Below are 16,119 nucleotides of genomic sequence, written 5' to 3' on the forward strand. Positions count from 1 at the left end.
CGGACGTCAGCCGCTGACGAGATGACGGGACGTCAAGTCCCGGTGGCCATCGTCGGTATGGCCGTCCTGCTGCCGGGCGCCGAGGACCTGGACGCGTACTGGCGCAACCTCGTCGACGGCGTCGACGCCGTACGGGAGGTGCCCGAGGGGCGCTGGGACCCGGTGTACTACCGGCCCGGCGACCCGGGCGGAGCCGCCGACCGGATCTACTGCCGGCGCGGCGGCTTCGTGGACAGCCTCGCCGGGGTCGACGCCGCCCGTTTCGGCATCATGCCGAGCTCGGTGGCGGGCACCGAACCCGACCAGCTCATCGCGTTGACGGTCGCGGCCCGCGCGCTGGCGGACGCGGGCGGCGAGGAGCGGCTGCCCGACCGCGGCCGGGTCGGCGTGGTCCTCGGCCGGGGCGGCTACCTCAATCCGGGACTGGTCCGCCTCGACCAACGAGTGCGCACCGCCCACCAGTTGACGCGCACCCTGGGCGAGCTCCTGCCGCACCTCGGCCCCGGCCAGCTCGACCGGGTGCGGGCCGCCTTCACCGAGACGCTGGGACCCGAGCACCCGGAGTCCGCGATCGGGCTCGTCCCCAACCTGGCGGCCTCCCGTATCGCCAACCGCCTGGATCTGCGGGGACCGGCGTACACCGTGGACGCCGCCTGCGCGTCCTCGCTGATCGCGGTCGACCAGGCGGTGGGCGAACTGGCCTCGGGCCGTTGCGACCTGATGCTGGCGGGCGGGGTCCACCACTGCCACGACATCACCTTGTGGAGCGTCTTCACCCAGTTGCGCGCCCTCTCGCCGAGCCAGCGCAGCCGCCCCTTCCACGCGGCGGCCGACGGCATCCTCATCGGTGAGGGCACGGGCGTGGTCGCCCTCAAACGCCTCGCGGACGCCGAACGCGACGGCGACCGCGTCTACGCCGTCATCCGCGGCACCGGAGTGGCCGGCGACGGCCGCGCCGCGGGGCTGATGAACCCCGACCCGGGCGGCCAGGCCCGCGCGGTCCGCCAGGCCTGGCGGGCGGCGGGTCTCGACCCGCGCGACCCGGACTCCCTCGGCCTCCTGGAGGCCCACGGCACCGGCACCCCGGCGGGCGACGCGGCGGAACTCGCCACCTTGGCAGAGGTGTTCGGGGCCGGCCCGGACGGCCCGGCCGCCCCCGTCATCGGTTCGGTGAAGTCGATGATCGGCCACTGCATGCCCGCGGCGGGTGTCGCCGGGCTGGTGAAGGCGGCCCTCGCCGTGCACCACGCGACCCTGCTGCCGACCCTGCACTGCGAGGACCCGCACCCGGCCCTCGCCCGTACCCGGTTCCGCCCCGCGTCCGCCGCCCGCCCCTGGGAGGGTCCGCTGCGCCGGGCCGCCGTCAACGCCTTCGGGTTCGGCGGCATCAACGCCCATGTGGTGCTGGAACAGGCGCCCGGCGCCGTGCCCGCCCCCCGCCGCGCGGCCGTGCGCGAACCGGAACGGGTGCTGCGCCTGACCGCCGGCACTCCGCAGGACCTGGCACGCCTGCTGGACGCGGACGACACGGCCGTACTCGCGCGGAGCGCGGCCATCCCGTACGCGCCGGACACACCCGCCGCCACCCGCCTCGGCATCGTCGACCCGACCGCGAAACGGCTCGCCCTCGCCCGCCGCGCGGTGGCCCAGGGCCGCCCTTGGCGGGGTCGCGGCGACGTGTGGTTCGCCCCGCGCCCCCTGCTCGGGGAGGCGGGCGGCGGCAAGGTGGCGTTCGTCTTCCCCGGCCTGGAGGCCGAGTTCGCCCCCCGGGTGGACGAGGTGGCCGAGCACTACGGGCTGCGGCTGCCCGGCCGTACGTACACCGGGGCGACCGACGTAGCCCGGCACGGCCTCGGCGTGCTGCGCGTCGGCCGGGTCCTCGACGAGGCCCTGCGCGCGCTCGGCGTCCAGCCCGACGGGGTGGCCGGGCACAGCGTGGGGGAGTGGACCGCGATGATCGCGGGCGGGATGTTCGCCGCCGACAAGGCCGACGAATTCTTCGCCTCCTTCGACCCCGACTCGCTACGGGTGCCGGGCCTGGCGTTCGCGGCGGTCGGCGCACCGGCGGCCGTGGTGGACCGGGCGCTCGCCGACTGGCCCGAGCTGGTCCTCTCGCACGACAACTCGCCCAGCCAGTCGATGGTGTGCGGACCCGAGCGGCCCGTCGAGGAGTTCGCCGCCAAGCTCCGGGCCGAACGCGTGCTCTGCCAGGTGCTCCCCTTCCGCTCCGGCTTCCACACCCCGATGCTCGCCCCCTACCTCGGCCCCATGAAGCGGGGCGTGGACGCGGCGGAGATCCTTCCGCAGCGGGTCCCGGTCTGGTCCGGCACCACGGCGGCCCCGTTCCCGGCCGACCCCGACGCGGTCCGCGCCCTGTTCGTCCGCCACCTCCTGGAGCCGGTGCGGTTCCGGCCGCTCGTCGAGGCGCTGTACGCGGCGGGCTTCCGCGCCTTCGTGCAGGCCGGTACCGGCCGGCTCACCTCCCTGATCGACGACACCCTCAAGACCCGCGACCACCTCGCCCTCTCCGCCAACTCGCCCCGGCGCGGCGGACTGGCGCAACTGCTGCGGGTGGAGACGGGGCTGTGGGCGGAGGGGTACGCGCTGCGGCCCCGCCGGACCGACGGACCGCACGGCGCCACCTCGCCGGACAGGCCGCGCCCCGCCCCCGCCCCGATCCCCCTCGACCTCACCGCCGCGCTGGTCCCGCTGGACCCCCGCCGCCTGGAGGAGTTGCGCGCCGAGCTGCGCCCTCGTACGGAAGCCGACGGCGAACGCCGGCGACCGGCACACGGGTTGGGGGAGGCGGTCATCCGCCGCCACCCCGTCGCCGCCGAGCTGGACGCGCTGCTGCGGGAGACCGCGGACAGCGTCACCGCCGTGCTGGCGGCGGCGGGCACACCGGCGGCGGCCGGAGTTCCGGGCGCCGCGCCGCCCGCCGAGCACCGCACCCAGCTGCGCGTCTCGACCGACGCCATGCCCTACCTCCTCGACCACTGCTTCTTCCCGCAGCGGCCGGGCTGGCCCGAACCCGCGGACCGGCACCCGGTCGTCCCGGCCACCACCGTCCTGCACCACCTGATGGCCGCCGCCGAGCGGGCCGCGCCCGGGCAGCGGGCCGTCGCCGTGCACGACGTCCGGCTGGAGAAGTGGGTCAACGCCATCCCGGCCGTGGACGTCACGGTCACCGCCCGGCCGCAGGGCCCCGGCCGATGGGCCGTCGCCTTCGGCCCGTACGCCCACGCGACCGTCGAACTCGCCCCCGCCCACCCCGCCCCGGCGCCCGCCCCGCCGCTGGACACCGCCGACGAGCGCCCGCCGGACCACGCGGCAGCCGAGCTGTACCAGGACCGGTGGATGTTCCACGGGCCCGCCTTCCAGGGCGTCACCGCGCTGAAGGGGATCGGGCCCCGCCATGTCCGGGGCACCATCACCACGCCGCCCGCGCCGGGCGCGCTCCTCGACAACGTGGGCCAACTCCTCGGCTACTGGCTGATGTCGACCCACGCCTCCCGGACCGTGATCTTCCCGGTGGCCCTGGCGCGGGCCCGCTTCTTCGGTCCGCACCCGCCCCTCGGCACGCCCGTCGACTGCCATGCGGTGATCACCTCGCTCACCGAGGACACCCTCCTCGCCGACGCCCGGCTGACCCTGCCCGACGGCACGGTGTGGGCGGAGCTCACCGGCTGGCGCGACCGCCGCTTCTCCGGACTCGACGCCCGCAGGTCCGGCGGATACCCCGAGCACCTGGCCCTCGCCGAGGCCCGGCCCGGCGGCTGGTGCCTGCTGCGGGACCAGTGGCCGGACCTGGCCTCCCGCGACCTGCTGATGCGGATGCAGCTGGGCCGGGCCGAGCGGGAGGCGTACGAGGCGAAGCCGCCGCGCGGCCGGCGGCAGTGGCTGCTCGGCCGGATCGCCGCCAAGGACGCGGTACGGCGGTGGCTGTGGGAGCGCGGCGAGGGCGCGGTGTTCCCGGCCGAGATCGAGATCGTGAACGAGGCGTCGGGACGGCCGCGCGCGGTGGGAAAACACGGCCGTACCCTCCCGCCGCTGGAGCTGTCCCTCGCCCACCGGGGCGATCTGGCGGTCGCGCTGGTACGCCCCGCGGGGCCCGGCCCGTATCCCAGCGGCGTCGGCATCGACGTCGAGGAGATCACCGACCGCACCCCCGAGACGTATCGCGTCGCCCTCGGCCCGCGTGAACTCGCCCTGCTGGGGCGGCTCGTGGCGACGAGCGGAGAGCCCGAGGCCCGCTGGTTCACCCGTTTCTGGACGGCCAAGGAGGCCGTCGCCAAGGCGGCGGGGACCGGGCTGGGCGGCCGGCCGCACGCCTTCGAGGTGACCGGCGCGACCGCCGACGCCCTCACCGTCACCGTCGACGGCCGCCGCCACCACGTCCCCTGCGCCCTCGTCACCGACACCCATGTCGTGGCCTGGACCGAATCCGCGCCGCCCACCGAGGAGAGTGCCCCGTGACCACCAGCGAACGGCCGCCCGCCCCCGCCCCGCTCGCCCCGCCCCCCGACGAGGAGACCGTCCTGGCCGAGATCGCCCGCGCGATCGTCACGGTGCTCGGGGACTACGCCCTCGACCCCGCCGACATCCGCCCCGACACCCTCTTCGGCGACGACCTGGAGCTGGAGAGCATCGACCTCGTCATGCTCTCCGGACATCTGGAGGAGCGGTACGGGGAGCGGGTCAACTTCGCCGAGTTCGTCGCCGGTCTGGAGATCGACGAGATCATCGCGCTCACCGTCGGCCGGCTCGTCACCCATGTGGTGGACTGCCTCGGCCGGGCACCCGGACCGGGAGCCGCCCGATGGTGATGATCCACGCCAACGGGCTCGGCCTGCACGTCCAGCGGCTCACCCCCAGGAGCCGCCGGCCCCGGGGGACGACCGTGTTCATCCACGGCGCCTTCATCGACAGCCTCGCCAGCTACTACTTCACCCTCGGACCGGTCTTCGCCGCCGCCGGGTACGAGGCCGTCATGTACGACCTGCGCGGGCACGGCCGCAGCGAACGCCCGCCCTCCGGCTACACCCTGGAGCACTTCACCGCCGACCTCGACGCCCTCCTCGACGAGCTGGGGATCGACGGCCCGGTCCATCTCGTCGGCAACTCCTTCGGCGGCACCGTCGCGCTCGACTACGTCGTGCACCGGCCCGAGCGCGTCGCCACCGTCACCGTGATCGAGTCCGGGCCCGCCAGCCGCACCTGGTCGGACACCATGACGGCCGCGCTGCGGCACGCCGTGGGAATGCCGGAGGACGACGCGCTGCTGTGGTTCACCGAGCAGTACGGCACGCTCTCCTCGACCCGGACCGGCGACGCCCGCCACGACGCCCACATCCGCCGGCTCGGCCAGGCCGCCGGGCGCCTGGTGCGCTCCACCACCATCGCCGAGGACATCCCCGGCGGGCGGGTCCTCACCGACGAGCAGTTGGGCCGGGTGCGCTGCCCGGTACTGCTGATCAACGGCCAGGAGGGGCTGGTGGCCGCCGAGGCCGCCCGGCTGCGGTCGCTGCTGCCGTGCTGCCGCGTCGCGGTGGTGCCCGGGCAGAAGCACTCGGTCCTGGTCGAGGCGTCCGACGCGGTCGGTGAGCTGGCCCTGAGCTGGATCCGCGACCATACGGCGGCCCTGCCCGAGCCCACCGCGGCGGCCCCGGGGCCGGGCGGACCGGGGCCGGCCCGGTGAGCCGCTTCCTGTTCGTGGTGCCGCCGCTGACGGGCCACGTCAACCCGGCCGCGGCCGTCGCCGCCGAACTCGGCGCCCGGGGCCACGAGGTGGCCTGGGCGGGCCGCCCGGAGGTCGTGGGGCGGCTGGTGGGGGAGCGGCCCCTGGTGTACGCGTGCGCGGGCCCCGACGGGATCGGCGGACGGCCGCCCGAACTGCGCGGGGTCGCGGCCCTGAAGTTCCTCTGGGCACGGTTCCTCGGGCCGCTCGCCGAGGCGATGGCGCCCGGGGTGGCGGCGGCGGTCACCGACTTCCGGCCGGACGTGGTGGTCGCGGACCAGCAGACCGTGGCGGGCGCCCTGGTGGCCGAGCGGCTCGGGGTGCCCTTCGCGACCTCCTCGACCACCTCCGCCGAGCTCACCGACAGCATGGCGGGGATGCCGGGCGTGCACAGCTGGCTCACCGGGCTCCTCCACGAGCTGCGGCAGCGCATCGGAGACCCGGGCGCCACCCACGATCCGCGCTTCTCCCCGCTCCTCACCCTCGCCTTCACCACCCCCGAGCTGACCGGCCCGTACACCACTCCCGACACCGATCTGCGCTTCGTGGGCCCGGCGCTGGCCGCCCGGCGCTCGGCCACCGGGGACTTCCCCTGGCCGTGGCTGGACCTGGCGCCCGGGACACCGGCCGTGCTGATCACCCTGGGTACGGCGAACACCGACGCGGGCGGGCGCTTCCTCGCCGAGAGCGTCGCGGCGGTGCGCGCCCGCGCCGGGCGGCTGCGGGCGGTGGTCTGCGACCCCGGCGGGCTGCTCGGGCCGGTGCCGCCGGAACCCGGCCTCCTGGTCGCCGCGGAGCTGCCGCAGGTCGCCCTGCTGGAGCGGATGGCGGCGGTGGTCTGCCACGCGGGCCACAACACCGTCACCGAGGCGCTCTGGCACGGGGTACCGCTGGTGGTCGCCCCGATCCGGGACGACCAGCCGGTCGTGGCGGCCCAGGTGGTGGGCGCCGGGGCCGGGGTGCGGGTGAAGTTCGCGCGGGCCGGGCGCGAGCAGATCGGCGCGGCCCTGGACGCGGTGGTGACCGGGCCGGGCCACCGCAACGCGGCCCGGCGGATCCGGGACGCCTTCCGCGCCGCCGGGGGCGAGTCGGCCGCCGCCACGTGCCTGGAGAAGCTCGCCGCCGCGGAACAGCCCCGATAGAGCCCCCACCCCGTAGAGAGGGACGCACATGCCCGACAGCGAACGGATCGCCGGCCTCCGCCCGTCGTACCAGGAGGAACTGGCCCGTGGCACGGCCCGCTTCTACCTCCCGCCGCGCCCCGACTGCCCGTGGTGCCTCGGCCGCGACCTGCGCCGCAAGTTCCGCACCACGGACCTCATCCAGGGCAAGCCCGGCCACTTCGTCCTCGAGGAGTGCCGGAGCTGCGGGCACGTCTTCCAGAACCCGCGCCTGAGCCCGGAGGGCCTGGACTTCTACTACCGGGACTTCTACGACGGCCTCGGCGCGGAGACCACGGCCAAGATGTTCGAGGGCAACGGCAGCAAGAAGCGGTTCCGCCGCAGCGCCCGCGCGCTGCGGCGGGTCGCCCTGCCCCGCCGCTGGCTGGACGTCGGCACCTCGCTCGGCCACTTCTGCGCCACCGCCAAGGAGGTCCTGCCCGACACCGAGTTCGACGGCCTGGACATGGGCGAGGGCGTCGAACTCGCGGCCAAGGAGGGCCGCGTCAAGGAGGCCTACCGAGGGCTGTTCGTGGAGCTCGCCGCGGAGATGGCTGGCCGTTACGACACGGTCAGCATGTTCCACTACCTGGAGCACACCCCCGACCCGCACCGGGAACTCGCGGCCGCGCACACGGCGTTGGCGCCCGGCGGACGGCTGCTGATCGAGGTGCCCGACCCCGAGTCGCTGTCGGGACGCCTGCTGGGCCGGCGCTGGCTGCCCTGGTTCCAGCCCCAGCACCTCAACATGGTCCCCATGGGCAACCTCTGCCGACGGCTGAGCGAGCTGGGCTTCACCGTCGAGGTGGCCGAGCGGCGCGACGCCCACATCCCCGCCGACCTGGCGTGCGCCACCTGGTTCCTGTTCGACCGGCTCCTGCCGCGCGACGACGCGCCCTGGCGGCCCCGCAGACCCGGCCGCGCCGCACGGGCCGCGCGGTTCACCCTGGTGTGGGCGGCCGTACCGGTGCTGATCGCGGTGTACGCCCTGGACCAGCTGCTCAACCCGCTGGCGCGGCGCACCCGGTTCTCCAACGCGTACCGGGTCATCGCCCGCCGGGACGGCTGAGCGGACCGGTCACCCGCCCGACAGCACCTGCGCCAGGTCGTAGGAGACCGGTTCCTCCAGCTGGGTGTACGTACAGCTGTCGGGGGACCGGTCCGGGCGCCAGCGGCGGAACTGGGCGGTGTGGCGGAAGCGGTCGCCCTCCATGTGGTCGTAGGCCACCTCGCACACCCGCTCCGGCCGCAGCGCCACCCACGACAGGTCCTTCTTGCCGGTCCAGCGGCTCTGCGCGCCCGGCAGCCGGGCGCCCGCGTGGGCGGCCTCGTCCAGCCACGCGGCCCACGGGTGCCCGCCGCCCACCGGGTCGTCCATCAGGAGCGGCGCCAGCTCCTCGATCAGATCGGCCCTGCGTTTCATCGGGAAGGCCGCGCAGACACCCACGTGCTGGAGGGCGCCGGCGCCGTCGTAGAGGCCCAGCAGCAGCGAACCGACGACGGGGCCGCTCTTGTGGAAGCGGTAGCCCGCCACCACCGCGTCGGCCGTGCGCTCGTGCTTGATCTTGTACATCAGCCGGGCGTCCGGGCGGTAGCGCAGGTCGAGCGGCTTGGCCACCACCCCGTCGAGCCCGGCGCCCTCGTACCGCTCGAACCACTCCTGGGCCCGCTCGACGTCCGTGGTGGCGGGCGCCAGGTGCACCGGCGGCCCGACGCCCTTCAGAGCCCCGGTCAGGGCGGCCCGGCGCTCGCTCAGCGGGGTGTCGAGCAGCGAGTCGTCCCCCAGCGCCAGCAGGTCGAAGGCGACGAAGCTGGCCGGGGTCTGCTCGGCCAGCAGGTTCACCCGGGAGGCGGCCGGGTGGATGCGCTCGGTGAGCCGGTCGAAGTCGAGGCGGCCCCCGTGGACGATGACGATCTCCCCGTCCACCACACAGCGCCCGGGCAGCCGCTCCTTGAGGGCCCGGGCGAGCTCGGGGAAGTAGCGGGTGAGCGGCTTGCCGTTGCGGCTGCCGATGACGATCTCGTCGCCGTCGCGGTGCACGATCGCACGGAAGCCGTCCCACTTCGCCTCGTACTGCATCCCGGGCGGAATCCTGGCGACCGACTTGGCGAGCATCGGCTTCAGGGGTGGCATCACCGGCAGATCCATACCGTTGATTCTCGCCGGACTGTGCCGATATGCGCCATTTGCGGCTCGCGCCTACCGTGGCCTGCATGGGCACGAGCAAGGGTGAGGCCGTGGAACTGGACGTGGCCGGACGGTCCGTCCGCCTGTCCAACCCGGACAAGGTGTACTTCCCGGAGCGCGGCTACACCAAGCTGGACGTGGCCAGGTACTACCTGACCGTCGCCGACGGGATCACCCGCGCCCTGCGCGACCGCCCCACCACACTGGAGCGCTATCCGGACGGGGTGGACGGCGAGTCCTTCTTCCAGAAGCGGGCCCCCAAGAACCTGCCCGAGTGGATCCCGACCGCCCGGATCTCCTTCCCCAGTGGCCGCCACGCCGACGAGATCTGTCCGACCGAGGCCGCCGCCGTGCTGTGGGCCGCCAACCTGGGCTGCCTCACCTTCCACCCGTGGCCGGTGCGGCGCGAGGCCACCGACCACCCGGACGAACTCCGCATCGACCTCGACCCCCAGCCCGGCACCGGGTTCGACGACGCGGTCCCGGTCGCCCACGAACTGCGCGCCCTGCTGGAGGAGTCCGGCATCCGGGGGTGGCCCAAGACCTCCGGCGGGCGGGGCATCCACGTCTTCGTCCCCATCGAGCCCCGCTGGACCTTCACCGAGGTGCGCCGCTGCGCCATCGCCGTCGGGCGGGAGCTGGAGCGGCGCATGGCGGGGAAGGTCACCACCGCGTGGTGGAAGGAGGAGCGCGGCGAGCGGATCTTCGTCGACTACAACCAGACGGCCCGCGACCGCACCATCGCCTCCGCCTACTCGGTCCGCCCCAAGCCGCACGCCCCGGTCTCCGCGCCGCTGCGCTGGGAGGAGCTGGACGACATCCGGCCCGAGGACTTCGACCTGAGGACCATGCCCGAGCGGTACGCCGAGGTGGGGGACGTCCACGCGGACATGGAGGACCACGCCTTCGGCCTGGAGCCGCTCCTCGAACTCGCCGCCCGGGACGAGCGGGACCACCGGCTGGGCGACATGCCGTATCCGCCGGACTATCCCAAGATGCCCGGGGAGCCCCTGCGGGTGCAGCCGAGCCGGGCCAGAAAGAAGGAGTCCTAGGGCGTGTTGTGGCGCGTCACTGCGTGTCGACGTCGGCCGTGACGATGGCGCCGTTGCCGACGGTGTACGTCCCGGCGAAGAGCTTGTGCGTGCCGTCCGCCTGCAGCGCGTCGAGCCGCACGGTCACGGTGTCCCCGGAGACCGAGTCGACGGTGACCGTATCGGAGACGGTGGTGGCCAGGCCCTTGACGTAGGAGTCGTAGGTGCCGCCCAGGTTCTTCCCCCCGAGCTCCCACGCGCGCGCGTAGTCCTTGGCGTTGATGGCGGCGAAGTAGTCCTCGACGACCTGCTGGGCGGGTGCGGTCGCGGCGGTCGTGGCGTTCGTGGTGGCCGCGGTGGTCGGCGTGGTCGGTGGGACCGATGTCGGTGCGGCGCTGGACTGTGCCGGTGCCGGGACCTCTCCGGCCCGGCTGGGAGAGGCCGGTGTGGCCGTCCGGGTGACAACGCTCTGCGAGACGGCGGGAGCGGCCGGCTGCGGGGTGTCCCGGGAGCTCAGGGTCATCACCGCGGCTGCGCCGCCGCCCGCCAGTACCGCGGCCAGTGCTGCCCCGGCTATCAGCAGCGACCTGTGCCGTCTCCGTCCGCCGTCGCCCGCGCCGCCCGGATGGTCGTCGTGGTCGGCCGAGGCCACCCGTGCGGTCGGCGGGGTGGCCACCCGATGGTCGTCGTACGGCGCCCGACCGGACCCGGCCCCGCCGCCCGGCGCGTAGGGCGGCGGAAGCGGGGTGTGCGGTGGCGTCCGCGTCGCGTCCGGGACGAAGCGCTCCTCGCTGCCGCTGCCGCTGCCGGTGTCCGTCGGGGGCGCCACCTGCGTGGGCGGATGCTCCGCCGCCCCGGGCGCGCTCACCGGCAGCCCGGCCGCCACCTCGTCCAGCATCCGCCGGGCCTGCTCGGCGGTGACCCGCTCGTTCGGGTCCTTGCGCAGCAGCGCTTCTATGACCGGGGCGAGCGGGCCCGCGTGCCGGGGCTCCGGAAGCTCCTCGGCGACCACCGCCTGCAAGGTGCTCATCGTCGTGGTGCGGCGGAACGGTGACTGGCCCTCCACCGCGGCGTACAGCGTCACACCGAGCGACCACAGATCGGACTCCGGGCCCGGCCGGTGGCCCATGGCACGCTCCGGGGCGAGGTAGTCCGGCGAACCGACGACGTCGCCGGTGCGGGTCAGACCGCTGGAACCCCCCATGACGGCGATGCCGAAATCGCCGAGCACCACCCGGCCACCGCGCTCCAGCAGCACGTTGGCCGGTTTGACGTCCCGGTGCAGAACCCCGAGCTGATGCGCCCGGTCCAGCGCCGACAGCAACTGTGCGCCGAGCCGGGCCGCGTCCCGTGGCAGCAGCGTCCCCTCGGTGGCGATGACGTCGGCGAGCGACTGGCCGTCGATCAGCTCCATCACGATCCACGGCCGGCCGTCCTCCTCCAGCACATCGAATACGGTGACGACGCCCGGGTGTTTGACCCGCGCCGCGGCCCGTGCCTCCTGCTCCATCCGGGCGTGCAGCACCGCGAGTTCCTCGCGCGGGAGGCCGCTGACCGTCAGCTCCTTCACCGCCACCTCACGGCTGAGCACCTGATCCTGCGCCCGCCACACGGTGCCCATCCCGCCGTGGCCGAGCTGTTCGACGAGGAGGTACCGGCCGGCCAGCAGCCGCTCGGCATCGGCACTCATGGCGCTCCCGAGGCGTGACCGAGCGGGCGGGGGCACCGTGCGGAGGGGGTGTGCGTCGTCATGGTTCCTCACTTCCGCCGTCGTGCGGTCGAGGATCCCGCCCCTTTCCATGCTGAGCCGCCTGCCGGGCGTTGTCGCGCCGAACCGGACCGCCGCCGCTAGGCCAGGGGCGGCCGGCGCTCGGCCGGGGGCAGCAGGAGTATCTCCAGCGCCTGGGCGCACGCGCGCGCCTGCGCCAGGAACCAGACGGCCCGCTCGTCCGTCATCACCACCGGCGCGGCCCGCAGCGACAGGGCGAAGCGGGCGTGGCCGGCGCGGTCGAGGACCGGCACGGCCAGAGTGCGCGTCCCGTACGCCGTGCCGTACGCGCCGGGGACCGCCTCGCTCTCCTCGCGCGCGAAGCCGTCGGCCCGTACGTCCGCCAACTCCCCGTCCAGGTCCGACGGTTCGTCCGGCCCGGGCCAGGCGAGCAGCACCCGGCCCGGCGCCGTGGAGCGCAGCGGGCGGCGCAGCCCCGCCATCGGGGGGACCGGGCCGCCCGCCACGATCACCGCGTGCGGTCCGCTGCGCAGCGCGAGGTCGGCGACGGCGCCGGTCCGCGCGCCCAGGTCGGCGAGCTCGGGGGCGGCCAGATGGAGTCCGCGCTGGTGGTACGAGAGGCGGCCGAGCTCGGTCATGGCGGGGCCGAGCCGGTAGCGCGCGGTGCGCACGTCCTGCTCCAGGAAGCCCGCCCCGACGAGGGTGCGGGCCAGCCGGTGGGCGGTGGAGACGGGTAACCCCAGGCGCCGGGAGAGATCGGACGCGCTGAGGTCGGGGCCGTTGTCGTGGAAGGAGTGCAGCACCTCCAGGGCGCGCTGCACGGCCTGCGCGCCGGTCGGTGTGCGCACCGTGGTGGCCTCGGTCATATCGGCTCCCTGACGGGTCGTGATCGACGAAGGGCTCCACACTACGGCCGGGTGTTCTGGTCGCTCAGGGCAACGGCGAAGGCGGCCGGAACCACTCCCGTCCCGTGATCGACAGGCTGGAACCGGCCAAAGAGCGGGCGGCGCGCGAAGATCGCTTGACGCGGGCGGCGGAAGGCGTTCAACGATCATTGACCGGACGTTGATCCGGCCCGGCCAGCATGGAGGCATGTCGATCAACACCACCATCGCCGGGCCGGAACTCGCCTGGCAGGAGACCGCGTTGTGCGCCCAGGCGGGGCCCGAGTTCTTCTTCCCCGCCCCCGGCAGCTCGACGCGCGAGGCCAAGCAGCTCTGCGGCGGCTGCGAGGGACGCCAGGCCTGCCTGGAGTACGCGCTCGCGAACGACGAGCGGTTCGGCGTCTGGGGCGGCCTCTCCGAGCAGGAGAGACTCCAGCTCCAGCGCAGCCGCGGGCTGCGGCGCGGCCGGGCCTGAGGGGTAGAGCCACGAACCCGGCCGGCTCAGGAACGGCCGGGTTCCTCCGGCGGACGCGCGTGCCCTTTTCGGGGGTGGGCCGCGCGTCCGCACCCCCCGCTCCCGCCCCCCCGGGGCCGCCCACCGGATCCGGACGGTTCCGGTGCAAGGTGCCCCACAAGCCCTGGCACGTCCCGCCCCGGCGGGTCATGCTGTGCGGGTCCAGGAGCGACGTCACGGCATGGGGGGCGTGGTGAGGAGAGCGGGCAGGGGGGCGCGCACATACGACTACATCGTGGTGGGAGCGGGTTCGGCGGGCTGTGTGCTCGCGGCGCGGCTCTCCGAGGATCCCGGCGTCCGGGTCGCGCTCGTCGAGTCCGGGCCGCCCGACCGCCATCCGCACATCCGTGTCCCGGCCGCCTTCCCCAAGCTCTTCAAGACGGCGTACGACTGGGACTTCACCACCGTCGAGCAGAAGGCGCTGGGCGGGCGCGAGCTGTACTGGCCGCGCGGCCACACCCTCGGCGGCTCCTCGTCCATCAACGCCATGATGTGGGTCCGCGGCCACCGCGCCGACTACGACGCCTGGGGCGAGGCGGCCGGGCCCGAGTGGGGCTACGACGCGTTCGTGCGGTACTTCCGCCGGGCCGAGCGCTGGACCGGCCCGGCGCCCCAGGACTGCGTCTACGGCACCCGGGGACCGCTGTGGATCTCGCCGCTGCGCGACCCCGCCCCGCTCACCCTCGCCTTCCTCGCCGCCTGCCACGACCGCGGCCTCACGGGGCTCAGGGAGCTCAACGGACCGGACCACTCCGGATATGCGACGACCCCGGTCAACCAGCACCGGGGGCGCCGGTGGAGCGCCGCCGACGGCTATCTCCGGCCGGCCGCGCACCGCTCCAACCTGGACGTGTTCACCCGTACCCGGGTGCGGGGGCTGGAGTTCGAGGGCAGCAGGGTCACCGGAGTCCTCACCCAGGGCTCCCCGGGCGCCCTCACCACCCGCCGCGAGGTGATCCTCAGCGCGGGCGCCATCGGCTCGCCGCAGCTGCTGATGCTCTCGGGAATCGGTGACCCGGAGCGCCTGCGGGAGGCCGGGGTGGAGGTCAGGGTGGCCTCCCGGGACGTCGGCCGCCATCTGAAGGACCATCTCGCGTACGCGGTGACCGTGCGCTGCCCCCGGCCCGTCACCCTCACCGGCGCGGACACGCTCCCCAACCTCGGGCGCTTCCTGCTGCGCGGCCGGGGCCCGCTGACCTCCAACCTGGCGGAGGCGGTCGCGTTCGTGCGCACCCGGCCCGGCCTGGTGGCGCCCGACATCGAGCTGGTCTTCGCCCCGGTGCCGTTCGTCGGCCACGGGCTGACCCCGCCCACCGAGCACGGCCTCACCGTCGGGGTGGTCCTGCTCCAGCCCGACGGAGAGGGGCGTGTCGAGCTGAACGGCCCGGCCGCCACCGCCCCGCCGCGGATCGACCCCGGCTATCTGACCGCCGAGGACGATCTGCGCCGGCTGCTGGTGGGGGTGCGCCGGGCGGAGCAGTTACTGGCCACCCCGGCCCTGGCCGAGCACACCTCGGGGCCGCTGGCGCCCTACCCGGGCGTGGTCGACGACGAGACGCTGGCCGCGGCGGTGCGCGCGTCCGCCGAGTCGCTGTACCACCCGGTGGGCACCTGCCGGATGGGCGCCGACGAGGGCTCGGTCACCGACCCCCGGCTGCGGGTGCGCGGCACCGAGGGGCTGCGGGTGGCCGACGCCTCCGTCATGCCGGGCATCACCCGCGGCCACACGCACGCCCCGACGGTCGCCCTCGCCGAGAAGGCGGCGGAGCTGATCCGCCAGGACGCGCGGTAGCCGTCAGGCCTTGCCGCGGGCCACCATCCGGGCCTTGCGCGCGGCGAGCTTCTCGTCGAACTTGCTCGCCTCCGCGTCCAGACCGCCCATGTAGAGGCCGAGCTCCTCCTGCGCCTTCAGGCCCTCCGGGCCGAGCCCGTCGATGTCCAGGACCTTCAGGAAGCGCAGCACGGGCTGGAGCACGTCGTCGTGGTGGATGCGCAGGTTGTAGATCTCGCCTATCGCCATCTGCGCGGCGGCCCGCTCGAAGCCGGGCATGTTGTGGCCGGGCATCCGGAAGCCCACGACCACGTCGCGTACCGCACACATGGTGAGGTCGGGGGCGAGCTCGAAGGCCGCGCCCAGCAGATTGCGGTAGAAGACCATGTGCAGGTTCTCGTCGGTCGCGATCCGCGCCAGCATGCGGTCGCAGACCGGGTCGCCCGACTGGTGGCCGGTGTTGCGGTGGGAGATGCGGGTGGCCAGCTCCTGGAAGGCCACGTACGCCACCGAGTGCAGCATCGAGTGGCGGTTGTCGGACTCGAAGCCCTCCGCCATGTGCGCCATACGGAACCGCTCCAGCTGGTCCGGGTCCACGGCGCGCGAGGCGAGCAGGTAGTCGCGCATCACGATGCCGTGCCGGCCCTCCTCGGCGGTCCAGCGGTGCACCCAGGTGCCCCAGGCGCCGTCCCGGCCGAAGAGGCTGGCGATCTCGTGGTGGTAGCTGGGCAGGTTGTCCTCGGTGAGGAGGTTCACCACCAGCGCGATCCGGCCGATGTCGGTGACCTTGGACTGCTGCGGCTCCCAGGCCTCGCCGTCCTCGAAGAGGCCGGGGAAGTTGCGCGCGTCCGACCACGGCACGTAGTCGTGCGGCATCCAGTCCTTGGCCACCTTCAGGTGGCGGTTGAGCTCCTTCTCGACGACCTCTTCCAACGCGTACAGCAGCCGGGCGTCGGTCCACACGTCCGAATTGCCGAGGTGGGGAGAGGTGATCGTCACGAGGGTGCTCCAGGGGGACGGGGAGGGGGGACGGGTACCTACGCCTACGTAGGTTACGAGACCGTAGGTTACGCGCGCGATAAGGCCGCAGCCAAGTCCCGTCCTC

Annotated in this window: 12 protein-coding genes; 8 read left to right on the plus strand and 4 right to left on the minus strand. The window is 74.5% G+C overall.

Annotation, left to right across the window (positions count from 1 at the left end):
• Positions 1-21 precede the first annotated feature (21 nt).
• Genes ACZ5ID_RS09200 through ACZ5ID_RS09220 form a run of 5 tightly spaced genes read left to right on the plus strand, consistent with a single transcriptional unit; the run spans position 22 to position 7,966 of the window.
• Positions 22-4,476 (plus strand): beta-ketoacyl synthase N-terminal-like domain-containing protein, encoded by a 4,455-nt coding sequence (locus ACZ5ID_RS09200; protein ID WP_468894965.1) that lies wholly within the window; start codon positions 22-24, stop codon positions 4,474-4,476.
• Positions 4,473-4,826, plus strand: coding sequence for an acyl carrier protein (locus tag ACZ5ID_RS09205; RefSeq protein ID WP_468894967.1), 354 nt, complete (start codon positions 4,473-4,475; stop codon positions 4,824-4,826). Before ACZ5ID_RS09200 ends, ACZ5ID_RS09205 begins: the two co-directional genes overlap by 4 nt.
• A complete protein-coding gene (locus ACZ5ID_RS09210; protein WP_468894969.1) occupies positions 4,820-5,698 on the plus strand; it encodes an alpha/beta fold hydrolase in 879 nt (292 codons plus the stop codon). Before ACZ5ID_RS09205 ends, ACZ5ID_RS09210 begins: the two co-directional genes overlap by 7 nt.
• Complete coding sequence (locus tag ACZ5ID_RS09215; RefSeq protein ID WP_468894971.1) at positions 5,695-6,879, plus strand: glycosyltransferase; 1,185 nt, start codon at positions 5,695-5,697, stop codon at positions 6,877-6,879. Before ACZ5ID_RS09210 ends, ACZ5ID_RS09215 begins: the two co-directional genes overlap by 4 nt.
• A gap of 28 nt (positions 6,880-6,907) precedes the next feature.
• The gene (locus tag ACZ5ID_RS09220; RefSeq protein ID WP_468894973.1) at positions 6,908-7,966 is read left to right on the plus strand and encodes a class I SAM-dependent methyltransferase; all 1,059 of its coding nucleotides are present in this window, start codon (positions 6,908-6,910) and stop codon (positions 7,964-7,966) included.
• 9 nt (positions 7,967-7,975) lie between these two features.
• Here ACZ5ID_RS09220 and ACZ5ID_RS09225 read toward each other — a convergent pair whose 3' ends face one another.
• A complete protein-coding gene (locus ACZ5ID_RS09225; RefSeq protein WP_468894975.1) occupies positions 7,976-9,046 on the minus strand; it encodes an ATP-dependent DNA ligase in 1,071 nt (356 codons plus the stop codon).
• 65 nt (positions 9,047-9,111) lie between these two features.
• On the opposite strand from ACZ5ID_RS09225, the gene ligD reads away from it, so the two are divergent.
• A complete protein-coding gene (gene ligD, locus ACZ5ID_RS09230; RefSeq protein ID WP_468894977.1) occupies positions 9,112-10,137 on the plus strand; it encodes a non-homologous end-joining DNA ligase in 1,026 nt (341 codons plus the stop codon).
• Positions 10,138-10,153: 16 nt separating this feature from the next.
• Here the strand turns inward: ligD and ACZ5ID_RS09235 are convergent, their stop codons facing one another.
• Positions 10,154-11,806 (minus strand): serine/threonine-protein kinase, encoded by a 1,653-nt coding sequence (locus tag ACZ5ID_RS09235; protein WP_468894979.1) that lies wholly within the window; start codon positions 11,804-11,806, stop codon positions 10,154-10,156.
• A gap of 158 nt (positions 11,807-11,964) precedes the next feature.
• Positions 11,965-12,711 carry an IclR family transcriptional regulator gene (locus ACZ5ID_RS09240; RefSeq protein ID WP_468894981.1) on the minus strand — a complete coding sequence of 249 codons (747 nt, stop codon included), beginning with the start codon at positions 12,709-12,711 and terminating at the stop codon, positions 11,965-11,967.
• Between the two features lie 226 nt (positions 12,712-12,937).
• Between ACZ5ID_RS09240 and ACZ5ID_RS09245 the strand changes: the two genes are divergently transcribed.
• Positions 12,938-13,204, plus strand: a complete 267-nt coding sequence (locus ACZ5ID_RS09245) for a WhiB family transcriptional regulator (RefSeq protein WP_406554872.1) — start codon at positions 12,938-12,940, stop codon at positions 13,202-13,204.
• A gap of 220 nt (positions 13,205-13,424) precedes the next feature.
• Complete coding sequence (locus tag ACZ5ID_RS09250; protein ID WP_468894984.1) at positions 13,425-15,035, plus strand: GMC family oxidoreductase; 1,611 nt, start codon at positions 13,425-13,427, stop codon at positions 15,033-15,035.
• A gap of 3 nt (positions 15,036-15,038) precedes the next feature.
• Here the strand turns inward: ACZ5ID_RS09250 and ACZ5ID_RS09255 are convergent, their stop codons facing one another.
• Positions 15,039-16,013, minus strand: a complete 975-nt coding sequence (locus ACZ5ID_RS09255; protein ID WP_468894986.1) for an acyl-ACP desaturase — start codon at positions 16,011-16,013, stop codon at positions 15,039-15,041.
• Positions 16,014-16,119 lie beyond the last annotated feature (106 nt).

The organism is Streptomyces sp. NPDC031670, assembly GCF_055580545.1.

What these genes read in the sequence shown, in the direction of transcription:
- ligD (WP_468894977.1), top strand. Translation starts at nt 9,112, where the DNA reads ATGGGCACGAGCAAGGGTGAGGCCGTGGAACTGGACGTGGCCGGACGG.
- ACZ5ID_RS09235 (WP_468894979.1), bottom strand. Translation starts at nt 11,806, where the DNA reads ATGAGTGCCGATGCCGAGCGGCTGCTGGCCGGCCGGTACCTCCTCGTC.
- ACZ5ID_RS09225 (WP_468894975.1), bottom strand. Translation starts at nt 9,046, where the DNA reads ATGGATCTGCCGGTGATGCCACCCCTGAAGCCGATGCTCGCCAAGTCG.
- ACZ5ID_RS09220 (WP_468894973.1), top strand. Translation starts at nt 6,908, where the DNA reads ATGCCCGACAGCGAACGGATCGCCGGCCTCCGCCCGTCGTACCAGGAG.
- ACZ5ID_RS09210 (WP_468894969.1), top strand. Translation starts at nt 4,820, where the DNA reads ATGGTGATGATCCACGCCAACGGGCTCGGCCTGCACGTCCAGCGGCTC.
- ACZ5ID_RS09245 (WP_406554872.1), top strand. Translation starts at nt 12,938, where the DNA reads ATGTCGATCAACACCACCATCGCCGGGCCGGAACTCGCCTGGCAGGAG.
- ACZ5ID_RS09250 (WP_468894984.1), top strand. Translation starts at nt 13,425, where the DNA reads ATGGGGGGCGTGGTGAGGAGAGCGGGCAGGGGGGCGCGCACATACGAC.
- ACZ5ID_RS09200 (WP_468894965.1), top strand. Translation starts at nt 22, where the DNA reads ATGACGGGACGTCAAGTCCCGGTGGCCATCGTCGGTATGGCCGTCCTG.
- ACZ5ID_RS09240 (WP_468894981.1), bottom strand. Translation starts at nt 12,711, where the DNA reads ATGACCGAGGCCACCACGGTGCGCACACCGACCGGCGCGCAGGCCGTG.